15 protein-coding genes are annotated in these 16438 nt (G+C 62.1%); 6 read left to right on the top strand and 9 right to left on the bottom strand.

Translation table 11 applies throughout. The features are described 5' to 3' along the window. Positions 1-112: 112 nt before the first annotated feature. Positions 113-478, top strand: coding sequence for a hypothetical protein (locus tag CJU94_RS14965; protein WP_095419350.1), 366 nt, complete (start codon positions 113-115; stop codon positions 476-478). Between the two features lie 493 nt (positions 479-971). Continuing rightward, a complete protein-coding gene (locus CJU94_RS14960) occupies positions 972-1163 on the top strand; it encodes a DUF2964 family protein (protein WP_095419349.1) in 192 nt (63 codons plus the stop codon). A 254-nt stretch (positions 1164-1417) separates the two neighbouring features. Here CJU94_RS14960 and adh read toward each other — a convergent pair whose 3' ends face one another. Then, a complete protein-coding gene (adh, locus tag CJU94_RS14955) occupies positions 1418-2938 on the bottom strand; it encodes an aldehyde dehydrogenase (protein ID WP_095419348.1) in 1521 nt (506 codons plus the stop codon). Positions 2939-3364: 426 nt separating this feature from the next. Here adh and CJU94_RS14945 point away from each other — a divergent pair, with 426 nt between their 5' ends. Both CJU94_RS14945 and CJU94_RS14940 read left to right on the top strand, forming a co-directional pair. Next, positions 3365-5098, top strand: coding sequence for a methanol/ethanol family PQQ-dependent dehydrogenase (locus CJU94_RS14945; protein ID WP_095419346.1), 1734 nt, complete (start codon positions 3365-3367; stop codon positions 5096-5098). Between the two features lie 76 nt (positions 5099-5174). Continuing rightward, on the top strand, positions 5175-6407 hold the full coding sequence (locus CJU94_RS14940) for a c-type cytochrome (protein WP_095419345.1): 1233 nt from the start codon (positions 5175-5177) through the stop codon (positions 6405-6407). A 148-nt stretch (positions 6408-6555) separates the two neighbouring features. Here the strand turns inward: CJU94_RS14940 and pqqD are convergent, their stop codons facing one another. The 6 genes from pqqD to CJU94_RS14910 all read right to left on the bottom strand — a co-directional run bounded on the left by pqqD (position 6556) and on the right by CJU94_RS14910 (position 12444). Next, positions 6556-6837 (bottom strand): pyrroloquinoline quinone biosynthesis peptide chaperone PqqD, encoded by a 282-nt coding sequence (gene pqqD, locus CJU94_RS14935; protein WP_095419344.1) that lies wholly within the window; start codon positions 6835-6837, stop codon positions 6556-6558. A 249-nt stretch (positions 6838-7086) separates the two neighbouring features. Further along, positions 7087-7161, bottom strand: coding sequence for a pyrroloquinoline quinone precursor peptide PqqA (gene pqqA / locus CJU94_RS14930; protein ID WP_007178434.1), 75 nt, complete (start codon positions 7159-7161; stop codon positions 7087-7089). A gap of 271 nt (positions 7162-7432) precedes the next feature. Next, positions 7433-9406, bottom strand: a complete 1974-nt coding sequence (locus CJU94_RS14925) for a sigma-54-dependent Fis family transcriptional regulator (protein WP_095419343.1) — start codon at positions 9404-9406, stop codon at positions 7433-7435. Positions 9407-9657: 251 nt separating this feature from the next. Then, complete coding sequence (locus tag CJU94_RS14920; protein WP_095419342.1) at positions 9658-11217, bottom strand: PqiB family protein; 1560 nt, start codon at positions 11215-11217, stop codon at positions 9658-9660. Between the two features lie 217 nt (positions 11218-11434). Further along, positions 11435-11656, bottom strand: a complete 222-nt coding sequence (locus CJU94_RS14915) for a hypothetical protein (protein WP_095419341.1) — start codon at positions 11654-11656, stop codon at positions 11435-11437. Between the two features lie 125 nt (positions 11657-11781). Further along, the gene (locus tag CJU94_RS14910) at positions 11782-12444 is read right to left on the bottom strand and encodes a DUF3313 domain-containing protein (protein ID WP_095419340.1); all 663 of its coding nucleotides are present in this window, start codon (positions 12442-12444) and stop codon (positions 11782-11784) included. 292 nt (positions 12445-12736) lie between these two features. On the opposite strand from CJU94_RS14910, the gene CJU94_RS14905 reads away from it, so the two are divergent. After that, the gene (locus CJU94_RS14905) at positions 12737-13333 is read left to right on the top strand and encodes a TetR/AcrR family transcriptional regulator (RefSeq protein ID WP_095419339.1); all 597 of its coding nucleotides are present in this window, start codon (positions 12737-12739) and stop codon (positions 13331-13333) included. Positions 13334-13482: 149 nt separating this feature from the next. Here the strand turns inward: CJU94_RS14905 and CJU94_RS14900 are convergent, their stop codons facing one another. Further along, positions 13483-13809, bottom strand: coding sequence for an antibiotic biosynthesis monooxygenase family protein (locus CJU94_RS14900; RefSeq protein WP_095419338.1), 327 nt, complete (start codon positions 13807-13809; stop codon positions 13483-13485). Positions 13810-13933: 124 nt separating this feature from the next. Next, a complete protein-coding gene (locus CJU94_RS14895; protein WP_095419337.1) occupies positions 13934-14572 on the bottom strand; it encodes an FMN-binding negative transcriptional regulator in 639 nt (212 codons plus the stop codon). Between the two features lie 116 nt (positions 14573-14688). On the opposite strand from CJU94_RS14895, the gene pdxR reads away from it, so the two are divergent. Further along, positions 14689-16233, top strand: coding sequence for a MocR-like pyridoxine biosynthesis transcription factor PdxR (gene pdxR, locus CJU94_RS14890; RefSeq protein WP_095419336.1), 1545 nt, complete (start codon positions 14689-14691; stop codon positions 16231-16233). Positions 16234-16438 lie beyond the last annotated feature (205 nt).

The raw sequence follows: 16438 nt of genomic DNA, 5'->3' as shown, positions 1-16438 counted from the left end.
GAGCGATTGTTTAGGCGCGAGCAACAGTGTTTTCAGATGGCGAGGCTGATCTCTTGCGCGTGATTGCGGATAATTCGATATTGGTTAATCCGCAATGATGTGCAGGTGAAATATGTTCAACACGGTTTCAGGGCGCAGGCCCGGCGGCGCGGTGGCATCCGGTCCGCACAACGCGAGAAATCCGCTGCCGGGGCGCGCCTTCATCGCGGTCATCGTCGCGTGCGCGAGTCTGATGGGATGCGCCACGTCGAGCGACGTGGTTGCCACCAGCAAGCCCAACACGTATACGATCGCGGCAAGCGCGACCGGTGGGCGGATGGCGTGGGCGCGCGCGCATGAACAGGCCATGAATCAGGCGCGCGATTACTGCGAGCGTCGCGGCATGCAGACCAGCGTGACGGCCGAAACCGTCAGCGGCGTGCAAATGCTGACGGAGCATGGTTCATCCATGAGTTTTGAATGTCACCCGAAGTTCTAGGCTTGCAATCGACGCCGCACCGTTTCATGTCTCGACCGGACGCCGCAGCGGTCGATCGTCAGCATCCCTGAGTACGACCTCGATCCGCGCACAAGTCTGCGCTGCGTGACGGCCATCGCTTTGACCATGCCGGCGCCGTAGGCTCTACCCGTATTTACTATTGGCTGATCGCCGCCTAGGATGGATTGACATCCGCGCCCGATGACCTACGCGATCGTCGTGGAGGGGATTCAGTGGCCGGCCAATGAGCCGACCTGCAAACAGGCTTAAAACAGGCCTTAAAACAGACTGGCCCACGGTCCACAGCGAATCGCCGAAAGCTTGCCGACAGGCACCGCCGGCACGCGAGCCAACTGGCTCTTCGCGGTGACCCGAGCGGGAGATCCGGCAGTCGCGCGCGATCATCGTCGCCAGAAAGAGAATAGTGCGCGGCTGGAAGTCTTCCGTTGTTCCTGTGCGTCTTACGGCACTAACCACTTTGCGGGAGAGCGTCATGATTCGCGCCGAACGTCGGATCGTGTTCGCGGCCATCGCGGTATTCGTCGCGCTTGCCGGCATGGGAATAGTCATTCGCGGCGTGCTGTACGACACCCATAACGCCACGGTGTACGGAGGCGTATTGCTGGTGCTCGGCGTCGCGGTGCTGGCGGTGATGCTGACGCCGCGGCCGACGGACAAGTCTTGACGCAAAGTTGAAAACGCCCGCTTCAGCGCTTGCGGGAATCGCCTCCAGGCGATCCAGTTCGCGCAAGCAGTCTCTTTGCTGCGAGTGAAAAGGATGTGCCGCAACCGGATGTCGGTCAGAGCCGGCGTGTCCCGGCTGACGTAAGTATCCGTGAGCGGTTGATGAGCGGACGTCCGTCACGCAGCGGCTGCCAATGATCGGTCCGCACGCCGGTCGTCCGGAGCGGTCCTCACACCGCTCCAGATTCTCATGCGTTAGAAGAAACCCAACGGCTGGTTGCTATAGCTCACGAGCAGATTCTTGGTCTGCTGATAGTGGTCGAGCATCATCTTGTGGGTTTCGCGGCCAATGCCGGACTGTTTATAACCGCCGAACGCCGCATGCGCCGGATAGGCGTGGTAACAATTGGTCCACACGCGGCCTGCCTGAATCTGCCGGCCGAAGCGATAGGCACGTGTGCCGTCGCGCGTCCACACGCCCGCGCCGAGACCGTAGAGCGAATCGTTGGCGATTTCGAGCGCTTCTTCTTCGGTCTTGAACGTCGTGACCGATACCACAGGTCCGAAGATCTCCTCCTGAAAGATGCGCATCTTGTTGTTGCCGCGAAATACCGTCGGCTTCACGTAATAGCCTTTGCTCAACTCACCGCCCAGCGTATTGCGTTCACCGCCAATCAGACACTCGGCGCCTTCCTGTTTGCCGAGATCGATATACGAAAGAATCTTTTCAAGCTGTTCCTGCGAGGCCTGCGCGCCGATCATCGTTTTGGTATCGAGCGGATGCCCTTGCGCAATCGCCGCAACGCGCTTGAGCGCACGCTCCATGAAGCGGTCGTAGATCTTTTCATCGATCAATACGCGCGACGGACACGTGCACACTTCGCCCTGATTCAGCGCAAACATCGCAAAGCCTTCGAGCGCCTTGTCGAAATAGCCGTCGTCCTCATTCGTCACATCGGCGAAGAAAATATTCGGGCTTTTACCGCCGAGTTCGAGCGTGACGGGAATGATGTTCTGGCTCGCATACTGCATGATCAGACGACCGGTCGAAGTCTCACCGGTAAACGCGATCTTGGCGATGCGCTTGCTCGATGCCAGCGGTTTGCCGGCTTCGAGACCGAACCCGTTGACCACATTCAGCACACCCGGCGGCAGCAAATCCTGAATCAGTTCGATCAGAACGAGGATCGACGCGGGGGTTTGCTCCGCAGGCTTCAATACGATGCAGTTTCCGGCGGCCAGTGCGGGCGCGACCTTCCACACGGCCATCAGGATCGGGAAATTCCACGGAATGATCTGACCGACCACGCCCAGTGGCTCATGAAAATGATAAGCCACGGTATCCGCATCGATCTCGGAGAGGGTTCCTTCCTGGGCGCGAATGCAGCCGGCGAAATAGCGGAAGTGGTCGATCGCGAGCGGAATGTCGGCGGCGAGCGTTTCGCGGATCGGCTTGCCGTTGTCGATCGATTCGGCAAACGCGATGCGCGACAGGTTCTGCTCCATGCGATCCGCGATACGGTTCAGGATCGTCGCGCGCACGGCAGGCGCCGTATCGGCCCACGCCTGGCGCGCGCGGTGCGCCGCATCCAGCGCGAGTTCGATATCTTCTTCCGTCGAACGCGGGATCGACGTAAAGGGTTCGCCCGTGATCGGCGACACGTTGTCGAAGTACTCGCCCCGCACCGGCGGAACCCATTCGCCGCCGATGAAATTGGCGTACTGCCGCGCATACGGAAATTCGACGTCGAGAAACTGCATATCTGCGTGATTCATGCCTGACTCCTCCAATGATTGTGTGAGCGGTGCCGAGGGAGAAAGCCTGCTTTAGCGCGGCCTGCATGCGCTGCGGCGCTTCTTCATCGTGCGGAGCATTCAGCGAGAAGCGTGCCATTGCCCGACATGCGCGCCGCATGCATGGCGACGAGTGGCGGCGGCGTGTGCGTGGTCCGCTTGATCGGCGGGGAACTGTCATTTTTAGCAACACCTGCGCGCTCGAATGCGCCACGTTGCAACACCGTCGCCACGTCCTGCGAGCCGTTCCTGCGCGTGCATGCGTGCCGCTTTTCATCGGCCATCGTGGCCCCGGACGGAACCGCCGGCAATGGCACGCGACTTGCCTTGAATGGCCGGCAGCCAGTCTGCGTTCACTAGACGATGGCGCCGCACGGCCTCGCGTCGACAACTCAACAGGAGACAAGGATGAAAGCACGTTTAGCTTCGGCGACGCGGCCCACGGCGCTTGCAATGAGCGTGGCGACCGCCGTCGGTCTGGCACTCGGATCGGTAGCCGCGGGTGCCGCGGACGATTACCCGGCCGTCAGCTATGAACGTTTGACAGCCGCGCAAAGCGACCCAGGCTGGCTCACGTATTACCGCACCTACAACGGCCAGGCGCATTCGCCGCTCAAGCAGATCGACACCGCCAACGTGAAGAACCTCAAACAGGTCTGGAGCTACAAGTTTCCAGCGGACTTGCAGCAGGGGTTCGAAGCGACGCCGATCGTCAACGGACGCTATCTCTTCGTGACCACGCCGAAGGACAACGTCTACGCATTCGACGCGGCGACGGGCAAGCAACTGTGGAAGTTCGAACCGAAGCTCGGTGCGGAATCGTTCAAGACGGCGTGTTGCGACGTGATCAATCGCGGCGTGGCGCTATACGGCAAGAATGTGTACGTGGCGATGCTGAATGGCGACGTCGTCGCGCTCGACGCGCAGACAGGCGCGCTCGCGTGGCGCAAGCAGATGTTCGAGCCGGGTCTTGGCTACGCGTTCTCGCTCGCGCCGCTCGCGCTCGACGGTGCACTGGTGGTGGGTAGCGCGGGCGGCGAATACGGCGCGCGCGGCTTTATCGCGGCGTTGAATCCGGACGACGGCAACGTGCTATGGAAGCGCTTTACGGTGCCCGCCGCCGGAGAGAAGGGTGGCGAGACATGGCCGAACGGCATGCAGGAGCATGGCGGGGCGCCGGCCTGGTTGACGGGCACTTATGACGCCGCATCGAAAACACTCTACTGGGGCGTGGGCAACCCCGGCCCGTGGCTCGCCGATCTGCGTCCGGGCGACAACCTCTACTCCGATTCGCTGCTCGCACTCGATCCGAAAACCGGCAATCTCAAGTGGCATTACCAGTACACGAAGCACGACACATGGGACTACGACGGTGTGAATACGCCGGTGCTGGCGACGATCAAGTATCAGGACAAGGAGTACGACGCCATCATCCACGCGGACCGCAACGGCTTCTTTCACGCTATCGACCGCGGCACGGGCAAGCTGATCTACGCGAAGCCGTTCGTGACCGCGACTTCGGTAACGGGCTACACCGCGGAGGGCGCGCCGATTCAGGATGCGTCGAAGTACCCGAAGGCCGGCACGACGATCGAAACCTGCCCGAGCTTCCTCGGCGGCAAGAACTGGTGGTCGGTTTCATACGACCCGGACAAGCACATCGCCGTCGTTCCGGCGCTGCATGCGTGCATGTCGCTGTCGGGCAAGTCGGTGAACTACATGGAGGGGCTGCCGTATCTCGGCGAAGGCTTCGAAATCAAACCGGAGCCCGGCAGCAAGGGCTATGGCGAACTGCAGGCGATCAATGTCGACACGGGCAAGAAAGTCTGGAGCCATTGGAGCAAGCTGCCGTGGAACGGCGGCGTAGCGACCACGGCCGGCGGCCTTGCCTTTAGCGGTTCGCTCGACGGCCACCTGTATGCGTTCGATGTAACGACCGGCAAGGTGCTGTGGCAAAGCCCGAAACTTGCGAGCGGGATCGTCGCTCAACCTTCGGTGTTCGAGGTCGACGGCAAGGAGTATGTGGCCATTCTCGCGGGCTACGGCGGCGCGAATCCGATCTGGGGTGGTCCGATGGCCAAGGCTGCGGAGAAGGTTCCACGCGGCGGCACGCTGTATGTGTTTGCGCTCAACCACGGCTGATGTCCACGCGGCTGTCACGACAGTCTGGTTACGACCACATGGTCGTGGCGGCCCGGCCTCTTCTGGAAACAGGATCATGAAGACTCGACTCAATTGGTTCGCTTTCGCCGGTGTCTTGCTGGCCACCGGCACGCTCGCGCCGGGATTCGCCACTGCGGGCGTGCGCGCGTGCACCTTCCCCGGCAGTCCATCGACCGCGCTGGACGAAGCGGTGACGCGCGAAGCATTTCGCACGGCCGGGATTGCGTTGTCGCTCGGGCCCGGCGGATTCGACGGCGGTGACGATGACGGTGTGTCGCTCAAGGAACTCAACGCGGCGTTGGCGGGAAAGTGCGATGTCATTGCCGGCTTTCCGCGTTCGGCCATCGCGGATGGCGCCGGCAGCAAATTGACCTTCTCGCGCGGCTATCTGCGCTCCGGGTACGTGAGTGTCACCACGCGTGAATCGTCCACGCCCGCCGGCGAGGCCGAGGTGGTGGCGGCCACCTATGCGAGCCCCGCGCAACTGATCGCCGTGCAGCAACCGAACATCCGGCTCGACCTGGAGAACACCGCGGCGCTGACGGTCGACGCTCTCGCGCGCGGGCAGGCGCATCGCGCGATCGTCTGGTATCCGGCGGTCGTGGCCTACACGATCGCGCATCCCGAGCGGCACTTCCGGGTCGTCAAGACCGTCTCGCCGTACGCCGACTGGCAACTGGTGTTCGCCTTCGGCAAGAATGGCGCCGCATTGCAGCCGCGGATCGACGCCGCGCTCGCAAAGATGGCAGCGGATGGACGGCTGGCGTCGTTGTCGCGCCACTGGATGCTCCCTGATACGGCGCATGCGGCCGGTTCGCCAGCGGCCACATTTGCCTATCGTGACGGCCCCGCTCGCAACGATGCCGGATGGCGGCTCACATCGGCATCCAATCGCGGCTCGCAGGCGGGGCGCTTCATCAAGGTCGATGCGAGCGCAGCCGCTGATGCGCCGGGCTTCGATCGTGCGCAGGTCGCGCACGGCAAGACCCTGTATTCGAGTTCCTGCGCGAAATGCCATGGTCCGGACCTGCAGGGACTGAATGCGCCCGCGTTGCGCGGCCCGTCCTTTGCGCCGGCGGCCAATGCGAAGCTGACCATCGGCGGAGTGTACGGATACATGGCGAACAATATGCCGGCCGACCGTCCTGGCAAGATGAAACCGCAGGACTATGCGGACATCATGGCGTTCCTGCTGTATTCCAACGGCTATAGCGCCGGCAGCAGCAAGCTGACTGACGACAGCGCCAAGGCGTCCACCACACCGCTGAACGCCCGCACGCCGCAATAGCCCGGACAGTCTTCTTCACCTTCCTCACCGCACAAAAAAAGGCCCGGCGATCCCCTGTCATTCACGGGAACCGCCGGGCCGCCTGGAAGCAGTCACTTCATCCCAACCGCAATGCGTTCTCTGCGCCGCCGGCGGCGAGCTGATGATGTCAGTCCAGCCAGCCGCGCTGCCGCCCGTGGTCGATGAAACGGTACACGTCGGCGGCGAGATCGGATGCGCTGAACAGATCTTCCAGTTCCCCGATGATGTCGTCCAGTTCGCGGGTTCCGTCACAACGCGCGAGAATTTCCCCCGCGCTCGGATTGAGCTTTACCATGCCTTCCGGGTACAGAAGCACGTAGGCATCCTGAACGTCTTCCCATTGCAGCCGGAACATCGTGCGCAGACAGGGCCGAAGGCTGGCGTCGCGGTCGTGGTGCGGAGCGTTCATATGGGTTACGCCTTTTCGATCGCGTCGGGCATCGACCACAGAATGTCGAGTGTGAAGCGCGGGATGTCGAGGGGACGCTGTTGCACGTCGGCAATGCTGCACGGCGCGTGCCGCGTGAAGTCGTCGCAGGTGAGTCGGGATTCCCTCGTGGGATGACGCCGTTCGCACCCGAGATTTCACGAGCCATGCTCCGGACGCCGACACGCACGCTCGCAGACCGCGAGGGGCGTGCGGCGCCTGATCGTTGCTTTAGCGATTAGCGATATACATCGTGATTTCAAAACCGAAACGCAGATCGGAATAGGCGGGGGTGGTCCATTGCATAGCTGTCTCCTTGAGTACGACATGTGATTGAGGAACCGCGTGGTTCAAGCGGCCATGCTGAATAATGCAAAGTCTGTGCCGGACACATTAAATTCCGCTTCGCGGTCGCACAGATCGAAACACATCATTAGCATGGTCAATCGAATGCAAATTGAAAGAAAAGTCCGCGTTCGTCGGACGATAAACCGCCTCCGGCACTCGCGCACACCGAGGCGGGCTGTTCATTCCAGGCACAGCAGTGTTGCAAATTGGAGCACCTGTGACACACGGGTCAGGCCGCGTCTTCCGCGTCGTTCAAACCGTGCGCCGGCAGCTTTCTATAAATCGTGTTGCGCGAGATGCCGAGCGCGCGGGCAGCGGCCGACACATTGCCGCCATGCTGTGCGACGGTTCTGGCTATGACGCTGGTGGCGACATCTTCGAGACGTGCGCTTGGCAGCGGCAACGTTTCGGTGCCGGCCGCGCACACCGCGGGCTCAGTGCGCAAGCCGTCGAAGAAGTCGTCGGGCAAATGCTCGTGGCGAATCTGCCCGTCCGCATCGACCATTGCGGCGGCCGTGCGCAGCAGGTTGCCGAGCTGCCTGAAGTTGCCCGGCCATGCGCACTGCTCGAACAGCGCCATCACGTCCGGCGCGACGCTCAAAGGCTGCCCTTCGGCGCGTTCGGCCGACGCGCATTGCAGCATCTTGTGGATGACGGCGGATAGATCCGTGCGCTCGCGCAACGGCGGCAGTTTGACCACCATGCCGTTCAGGCGGTAGTACAGATCCTCGCGAAACCGTTTCTGCGCGATCATTTCACGCAAATCGCGATGGGTCGCGCAAATGATGGCGATGTCGACCGGTATCGACTTCGAAGAGCCAAGCGGATTGACAAGGCGTTCCTGCAACACGCGCAGTAGCCGCACCTGCAACGGGTAGGGCATGTCGCCGATTTCGTCGAGGAAGAGGGTGCCGCCATTGGCCTGCAGCAGTTTGCCGACCGCGCCTTTGCGCCGCGCGCCGGTGAACGCGCCTTCCTCGTAGCCGAACATTTCGGATTCGATCAGCGTTTCCGGGATCGACGCGCAATTGACCGCCACGAACGCGCCGCAGCGCCGCGGCGAGTCGTTGTGAATCGCCTGCGCGAGCAGTTCCTTGCCGGTCCCGGTTTCGCCGGTGATCAGGATCGGAATGTCCTTGCCCATCACCTTGCGCACTTTGCCGATGACCGCCGCGATCCGCGGGTCGCCCGTGTCGAGGTAGCTGAGCCTCGACATCGCGCTCGCGGCCGGCGCCGGCGGCTCCGCGCGGTGCGCCGTGCGCGCCTCGCGACGCTCCTGCGGCGGCCAGCTTTCTTCTGCGCGTGCGGCGCGCCGGAATTGGACGTGCGCGCAGGCCACCGAGCCGTTGTGCAGGTTCAGCGACAAATGCCGGTCGCGGCTGATTCGCAGGTCGTCGATCAGTTGCGCGGTGGTGCGCCCGAATAGCGACGACAAGGTATGCGCGCGCAAGCCCGCGAGCGGCATGCCCAACTGGAATTGCGCACTGCGATTGGCCGACAGGAAGCGGCCATCGCAGGTGAACGCGACGATGCCTTCCATCAAGGTGCCGAGAAACTCAGGGCGGCCATGAAAGGCGATTTGCAAGGTGTCGCGAAAGGTATTGGTAAACAGATGATTTTCGATCATCTGCACGGACATTTTCGCCAGCGCCATGGTGTGCTGGTGATAGCTGCGATAGTCGCCGGTGACGTCGAGCACGCCGATCGGATCGCCGTATGGATCGAGGATCGGCACGCTGGAGCAGGTCAGAAAGCGATTGGCCGCCAGGTAGTGCTGCTCGCCGCGAATCACGGTGGGGCATCGCTCTGCGAGCGCCGTGCCGATCGCGTTGGTGCCCTGGCGGTCTTCGGCCCAGTTCGCGCCCGGACGCAGCGCGACCTTCTCGGCCCGCCGCAGAAAGTCGTCGTCGCCGATCGAATGAAGGATCAGGCCTTCGGCGTCGGTCAGCACGATCATGCTCTGCGTGTTGACGATCTGCTCATGCAGTGTTTCCATCACCGGCGTGGCATGTGCGCAGAGCACACGGTTCTGCTCGAGCTTCAACGAGAGTTCGGCGGCCGGCAATACGTCGTAGTCCGGCCGCATCGAGGCGCTCAAGCCGAAGGTTTCGGAACGCTCGTGGGATTTCTGAATCGACGGCGTGAGCCAGCCAGGCTCACGTGGCGCCATTGACGTTACCGCGTGACAGACTTCATCGCGCATTGTCTCCTCCTGTTCAGCCCCGGTCGTTATGCCAAGGTGGTGCGGGTGTTACGACAGGCAAGTCCCATGCCAACGGAAACTGGCGGCGCGTCGGCGGTCGTTGCTGCCATGGCCGGTTTTGGGCGCTCTGTTCTGATCTGAAGTGCCGCGCGTCGTGCGGGCAGCGCCGACACTGGGGATAGTCGTCCCGAAACGCGTAGTCGGTTTGATTTGAATCAAGCACGGCATAGCCGCTCGTCTCTCGAACTGCCTCACGAGCCCGCGGGTTTTCCCCATACAAGCGATTCGGGATGCTGCTCCACGTAGTCGGAAAGTGCCTTCAACGAGGCAAGCGTGCGGCGTAATTCGGTCAACGCCCGTCGTATATCGGTTTGCATCGGCGAGTCCTGCTGCAGCGTGGCGTTGGCGGCGTTGAACGACTGTTCGGCTGTCTCAAGCGTTGTGCGTGCCTGCGGAACCAGTTCTGTGTCGATGCGCAGGAATAGCGCTTGAGCGTGCACGAGCGCCTGATTCAGATTGGCACCGATCTGCTCGATGGGCATGTTGTCGAGCCGGTCCACGAGGTTGGCGAGCTGATCCTGCAACTCCTCGAGCGTGTTGGGCACGGTCGGCAGTTCTACCGGCAGGCGCCGGGTGTCGATGCTGGCCGCCCGCGCGTGCGGGAAGAAGTCCAGCGCCACATAACGCTGGCCCGTCAGGACGCTGCCCATGCGCAACTGCCCGCGCAGACCTTGAGCCACCAGTTGATGCAAAAGCGCCTTGCCAGCCTCGCTCGATCCATGTCCGAGCGCCTCCCTGTAACGTCGCCCCAGACGATACGGGTACAGGTCGAGCGTTACGACCATGTCGAAGCGAACATCTTTGGGATTGAAGCCGACGTCGACGCCGGTGACCTCACCGAGTTCGACGCCTTCGAATTCGACCGGTGCGCCGATCGTCAGTCCGCGCACGGACCCGTCGAACCTCATGCGCACAGATGCAGCGGGGCCGTCGTCGGCGTGGTTCATGGCTTCGGCTTGCGTGGCGGCCAGCGCGAACGCGGCGCCGTCGGCGGCGCGTTCGGTCGAAGCCGGCGTGGCGGGCAGGTCGAACACCACGCCGCCGGAAAGCACGGCGGCGACGGATGGGATGTCGAGGCGCAATCCGCTGGCATCCAGACGCAGATCGATGCCGCTTGCGTGCCACCATCGGGTGCGTGAAGTGACGTAACGGTCGTAGGGCGTTTTCACGAAAACGTCGACAGCGACGCCCACACCGTTTCTGCTCGGCGAATAGTTCAGCACGCGGCCTGCTTGCACACGCCTGAAATAGACCGGCGAGCCCACGTTGAGCGAGCCGAGCGAGGCGGCGTGGAGGACGAAGCGTCCGCCGTTCTGGTCGCGAGCAACCGATGGCGGTGTCTCCATGCCTATGAACGTGTTGCATAGCGTCGACGCGCGGCCGACATCCACGGCGAGGTAAGGCGCGCTGACGAGCGTCGCCAGCCCGGTGACGCCCGTCATGCCGATGCGCGGGCGGACCACCCAGAAGCGCGTGTCGCACGTCGCGAACCGTTTGGCGGAGGGATCGAATTGCACGACGGCGAGCACGTGTGTCCGGTCTGCCGACAACCGCAATTTTTCCAGCCTGCCTATTTCGACGTTCTTGTAGCGCACGCGGGTCTTGCCGGCTTCGAGTCCTTCGGCGGTGAGGAAGCTGACCGCGACCTCCGGGCCCGAGTGCGCGACCCGCGAAATAAGGAATACTACGCAGATCGCGGCTGCGGCGAGAGAAGCAAGCCAGATCGATAAAGATGGCGGGCTCGTTTGCATTACAGTCTTCCGCAGATCACGTCGGCTATGCCCTCAAGCACCTTGCCCATGTGACGGGAGCCGATGGCCAGATACGCCCGCAGGCGGTACACGCCGCAGGTGACGGTGCGACGCGTCGTCTTTCGCGGGCCCCGAGCCATGCTGTTGTCCTGGCGGTGAAGGTTTGTCGGGTGCGGCCGGCGCATGATGTCCTAACCCTCTGAAGACGCCTGTGGGACTAGTGCCAACCGGCATGGCCATCCGGGCCAAAGCCCAGGATCAGCGTGATATAGACGAGCGCGGCGAAGATCCCGGCCAGCGTGCCCAACACGTCCCTGGCAGTTGGACCACGTGCGAAATGAAGCGGCATCCCGACTAGCAGGTACGCCACCGAAAAAACGATGACGACCATCAGCGTCGGCGGCGCACATGAAACGACGAACGCGACAAATCGGTGCATGTGCAGACCTCGCTGTCATCGGGAAAATCGAACCTGGCGTCGCCCCGGGTAGCGCAAACCGACATGTCGGCTCGATCGCGCCATATCGCTGCGCTGTCGCGAGCGAGACGGCAACCGGAACAGCCTCAGCGAATCTCGGCGACCAGCGCGTCGGCGCCCTTGTCGAGGCCGGTCTTTGCGGCGCTCAGGGAACCGAAGGCTGCCGGCAGGTTCATGGCGTTCGGATATTGCTTGGACACGTAGGCCTTCAGGAGTTGGCCGCTGACGCTGTCGTAGATCTCCACGGCGTAGGAGACCGAACCGCTGAAGGCGCCCTGTGCGCCGCGGATCGACTGCACGCCGTTGTACAGATTGCCCGCAAGGTCGAAATGCATCACCTGTCCGGCAAGCAGCGTCGTTTTCTCTGCGCCGGTGAGCGTCAGCTTGACGCGCAGCGTGTTCGGGCCGGCCTGCGTCGCGACGTCGAATCGTGTCGCCATTTTCTTCGAGAAGGTTTGCCCCATGTAATTGGCCAGCGCGCTGCGGTCGTCGCGCGTCAATTCGCCAAACTGGTTGTCGGCACCCTGATAGACGATAACCGGCTCCAGCATGACCTGCGTATATCGGGACCAGACGACCGGCGCCGCGTATTTGTAGGGCACCTTGCGTGAATCGTCGTCCCGGTTCTGCTTCAACTGCGACGACGATGAAATTCCCGTGTACGCGACGGGTTGCACCCCCGCGCATGCGGTGAGAGCGAGCATCGCAGCGACGGAGAAAAGAAGCGGGACGAGTTTGTGCGTGATCATGCGGCGGTCCTTGAGGGGCAACGGGAGGGGCGGGCGGCTTTCAGATCGGGCGAAGACCGATGAGGTCGAACAGTAGCACCGTCCCGGTCCAATTTAAACCGTCTATCCGGTTTGTTTAATAGCGACCGGTGGCGGTACAATCCATTCCTCGCGGCGGCCGCCCGCTTGCGGTAACGGTGGGGGAGCTTGTCTTCACGCATCCGCCGCACCGATTGACCCGCCAGACACCATCACTACGCGACAGCCACCGGCAAACAAAAACGCAGCCGTCGCGATGTCATCGATATCGAAAATGGACAACCAGACCCGCTCGGAGATTTCCCGCAGAAAAGCCATTGATGCGGCGCTCGCCATCCTGACCCGGGAAGGCGTGGGCGGACTGACGTTCGACTCTTTGTCGCGCGAAAGCGGCATCAGCAAGGGCGGCCTGTTGCATCAGTTTCGCACCAGGCAAGGCGTGCTGTGCGCGCTGCTTGAATATCAACGGCAGCAGTTCGAACAGATTGCACGCGAGTATGTGGCGAAGGAGGGCGCCTCGAAAGCCGAGCCGACGCTCGCGGCTCAGATCGCCATCTACCGGGAGTCGATCAATCAGCCGCATTCCGTGGCGAGAGCCGTGCTCGCAGCGCTCATCGAGAGTCCGAACCTGCTGGATGAAATGAAGAGCGCCGACGAAGCGAAAATGAAGTCGCTGCAGGACGAGGCAACAGATCTGGATTTGTCGTTGCTGCGCTACTTTGCCGCCAGCGGCCTCGCGTTTCACTCTCTGCTGGGCATGTCGCCTTTGACGGACACAGCCCGCAACCGGCTGTTCGATCGGCTTCTCGACGAAGAGCAGTGGCATGGGCAGAACACGCAAGGAAAACGTCGCAAACGATCCGCAGGATGACTCGCGGTGCGGGGCGCAAGAAAGCGCGCGTCACCGGCAAAAAAAGCGCCCGGTAACGGGCGCTTAAATTTATGCGAGGGGCGATTGCCGCGCAAATTGGCAGGCAGCCCAGTGCCGTTCCCTCGAACACGGTATGAGAGCGGTTTCGATCAAGCAGGCCGATTTTCCTTGCGCGTCACAAGGCCACCATCCCCATATTGCCGGATCACTTTCGCAATCACGACCCGATAGCCGTCCAACCAGTGAGCCTGCTTCGACTTCGCTTCGAGGTGTGTCGGATGCCTGATCAATTGCAGCAGTGCCTCTTCCGACTCCCAGTAGTAGACGTTCTGGATCAATCCGGCGGTGGCGTTCTCCCAGCTTTCCTCACCCAGATAGCCAGGCATTGCACGCGCGATTTCAGCGATCTTCCGGTCGAGGCGATGGAATTCCTCGTCGTACTGACCGGCCCTGAAAATAAAGGTGGAAGAGTACATAGGGCTCGCTCTGAGGATGAATGAAAGGGCACGCCGTCAGGACGTGAAGGGCTGGGCAAGGCCATCGCCGGCGCCTATCCGGAAGGCCACGCCGGAAGCCTGATTCGGGCAATCCCGAATCGCTTTATTCCGGCTTCTCCGCGGCCCGGGCGAGCATGGCGTCGCCAATCTGGAAGTTCTCGCGTGCCCTGAGCGCCTCACCGGCACCCCGAATATCCCGTGCTTCCTTGTTCTGGCCGAGCTTGCTTTTGCCGATCAGCCGCGTGATGTCGATCTGCAGGCCGATAATCGACTTGAGCATCGTATCGAGGTAGTCCTTCGGCGCGTCGGCCATTTTCCAGGGTTCGGGTTGCGAAGCCTCATGCGTGCGGGTCAGACGGCCGATCACGCCGCGCACGTATCGCTCGTCATCGCGAACGGAGACGCGTCCGTATGCATGCACCACGACGTAGTTCCAGGTCGGCACCTGCTTGTGCGACTCGTGCTTGCTGGGATACCAGTTTGGGGAGATATAGGCGTCTCCCGCGCGAAAGATCACGAGTACTTCGTCGCCGTTCGACACGTCCTGCCACACCGGGTTGGCCCGTGCGACATGGGCGTGCAGCACGCCTGAAACGCCTTCTTCCGCTGACAGTTCGAACGGAAGGTGATTGGCGTCCAATCCGCTCTTCCCATGCGTAATCAACGTGCCAAATGGATGCTCTGCGATACGCGCGTGCAGAATATCGAGGCGGGATTCATTGAAATGGGCGGGTACGTACATGTCTACTCCACGGAGGTGGCGATGCTCAGCGGTTCGAATTTCATCTGGACGCATTGTGATGGAAAACTGGTTTATGCTGCAGATCCAGTTTTGATCATTTTTGTAGAACCAGAATTATGGCGAGAACGGCAGGAGTCGCGGAAATTCCGTCGATCGGTACATTGGACCGCGCAGTAGGGAATCTGAGCCGTCAAGTGGCGCAGGCGTTGCGAGAGGCGGTACGCAAAGGGGACATCCAGCCTGGTGACGCATTGCCGTCCACGCGATTGCTGGCGGCTTCCCTGCAAGTCGCGCGCGGCACGGTGATCGAGGCCTACGAGCAGTTGATCGCCGAGGGCTTTCTTGAATCGAAGGGCGGTGTTGGCACACGCGTCGCTCAAGCATTGGCCGAGCCGCAGCCGGCGAGCGAGCCGCGCGCCTCGCGTCGGCGTATCGCGCGGCCGGGCTTGCCCGAGCCAGCCGCCACGTTTGCCCGGATTGCGCGGGAGTTCAGGCCGCTTGCGCCGGTGCCATTTGCGATTTCCGTTCCAATCGGTTTGACCGCGCCCGCCGACATCTGGCGCCGGCTCGGCAATCGTCTTCGCGCCAAGGGGCCCGGCGCTCCGGCCGGTTATACCGATCCGCTCGGCGCGCTGCCGCTGCGTGAAGCGATTGCCGGCTACGTGCGCAAGTCGCGCTCGGTGCGTTGCGATCCCGGTCAGGTCATCGTGACGAGTGGAACACAGCAGGGACTCTTTCTCGCATGTCAGGTGTTGCTGGCTTCGCGTGATCAAGCGTGGGTGGAAAACCCAGCCTACCGTGGCGTGACGGCCATACTCGAGAGCACGGGCCATCGCGACGCGATGATTCGCGTACCGGTCGACACCGAAGGCATCGATGTCGAAGCGGGGATCCGGATGGCCCCTCACGCGCGGGCCGCATTCGTTACGCCGTCGCATCAGTATCCGTTGGGCATGCCGATGAGCATGGCGCGGCGCAACGCTTTGCTCGCGTGGGCGCGCGCCAACCACGCGTGGGTCGTGGAAGACGACTACGATAGCGAGCTCCGCTATCAGGGTTATCCGTTTCCGTCGCTCCAGGGATTGGACCCGGATCGGGTCGTTTATCTCGGCACATTCAGCAAGATCCTGTTTCCGTCGTTGCGGTTGGGCTACGTGATCGTCCCCGATGATCTGGTCGATGCTTTTTGCGGCGCGCGCGTCCTGATGGACCGTCATCCGCCGAACGCCGATCAGCATGTGCTGGCGGCGTTCATGGCGGAGGGCCATCTGGAGCGCCACATTCGCAGAGTTCGCAACGTGTACGCGGATCATCGAGTCCAGTTGATGGAGACGCTCGATGCGTTGCTCCCCAAGGATCTGGCATGGCTGGAATCCGGCGACCAGGGCATGCACGTGATCCTTTGGCTGGCCGAAGGCATCGACGATCGCAAGGTGGTCGAACTGGCCGCCGCGGCCGGAGTCGCTGTGCGTCCTGTATCGCCGATGTTCGCGCCCGGAACGCAGCGGCCTGGCCTCGTCCTCGGGTTCGGAGGCTTTAGCCATGCACAAATGAAAGAGGCCGCGCGACGCCTTGCCTCGGTTATTGCCGAAGTGACGAAGTCACTCAAACGAAAACACGCTGCGTTAAGAAGACCGTCAATGCGAAGTGGCAAGAATTGAGGGAGCTTCGCGCACGAGCCCGAGCTCGTGCGTGCTGATCGTGATGAATCCACGTCCGTTCAAGGTCTGGCTCCGGGCTGTCATGGACCCGCAAACACGACATTTCAATTTAGCGGAAACACGACATCTGAACTTTGGACCAACATCAAAAATGTCGATAATTTATCTTATGTCAAATTACCGATCCCATTCGACATCACCCGTC

Source organism: Paraburkholderia aromaticivorans, assembly GCF_002278075.1.
GTDB classification, from domain to species: Bacteria; Pseudomonadota; Gammaproteobacteria; order Burkholderiales; family Burkholderiaceae; genus Paraburkholderia; species Paraburkholderia aromaticivorans.
The sequence above is the reverse complement of the archived record's forward strand: the minus strand, read 5'-3'. Positions and strand labels throughout refer to the sequence as shown.

What these genes read in the sequence shown, in the direction of transcription:
- CJU94_RS14965 (WP_095419350.1), top strand. Translation starts at nt 113, where the DNA reads ATGTTCAACACGGTTTCAGGGCGCAGGCCCGGCGGCGCGGTGGCATCC.
- CJU94_RS14910 (WP_095419340.1), bottom strand. Translation starts at nt 12,444, where the DNA reads ATGATCACGCACAAACTCGTCCCGCTTCTTTTCTCCGTCGCTGCGATG.
- CJU94_RS14895 (WP_095419337.1), bottom strand. Translation starts at nt 14,572, where the DNA reads ATGTACGTACCCGCCCATTTCAATGAATCCCGCCTCGATATTCTGCAC.
- CJU94_RS14960 (WP_095419349.1), top strand. Translation starts at nt 972, where the DNA reads ATGATTCGCGCCGAACGTCGGATCGTGTTCGCGGCCATCGCGGTATTC.
- CJU94_RS14925 (WP_095419343.1), bottom strand. Translation starts at nt 9,406, where the DNA reads ATGCGCGATGAAGTCTGTCACGCGGTAACGTCAATGGCGCCACGTGAG.
- CJU94_RS14900 (WP_095419338.1), bottom strand. Translation starts at nt 13,809, where the DNA reads ATGTACTCTTCCACCTTTATTTTCAGGGCCGGTCAGTACGACGAGGAA.
- pdxR (WP_095419336.1), top strand. Translation starts at nt 14,689, where the DNA reads ATGGCGAGAACGGCAGGAGTCGCGGAAATTCCGTCGATCGGTACATTG.
- CJU94_RS14905 (WP_095419339.1), top strand. Translation starts at nt 12,737, where the DNA reads ATGGACAACCAGACCCGCTCGGAGATTTCCCGCAGAAAAGCCATTGAT.
- CJU94_RS14945 (WP_095419346.1), top strand. Translation starts at nt 3,365, where the DNA reads ATGAAAGCACGTTTAGCTTCGGCGACGCGGCCCACGGCGCTTGCAATG.
- CJU94_RS14915 (WP_095419341.1), bottom strand. Translation starts at nt 11,656, where the DNA reads ATGCACCGATTTGTCGCGTTCGTCGTTTCATGTGCGCCGCCGACGCTG.
- pqqD (WP_095419344.1), bottom strand. Translation starts at nt 6,837, where the DNA reads ATGAACGCTCCGCACCACGACCGCGACGCCAGCCTTCGGCCCTGTCTG.
- CJU94_RS14940 (WP_095419345.1), top strand. Translation starts at nt 5,175, where the DNA reads ATGAAGACTCGACTCAATTGGTTCGCTTTCGCCGGTGTCTTGCTGGCC.
- adh (WP_095419348.1), bottom strand. Translation starts at nt 2,938, where the DNA reads ATGAATCACGCAGATATGCAGTTTCTCGACGTCGAATTTCCGTATGCG.
- CJU94_RS14920 (WP_095419342.1), bottom strand. Translation starts at nt 11,217, where the DNA reads ATGCAAACGAGCCCGCCATCTTTATCGATCTGGCTTGCTTCTCTCGCC.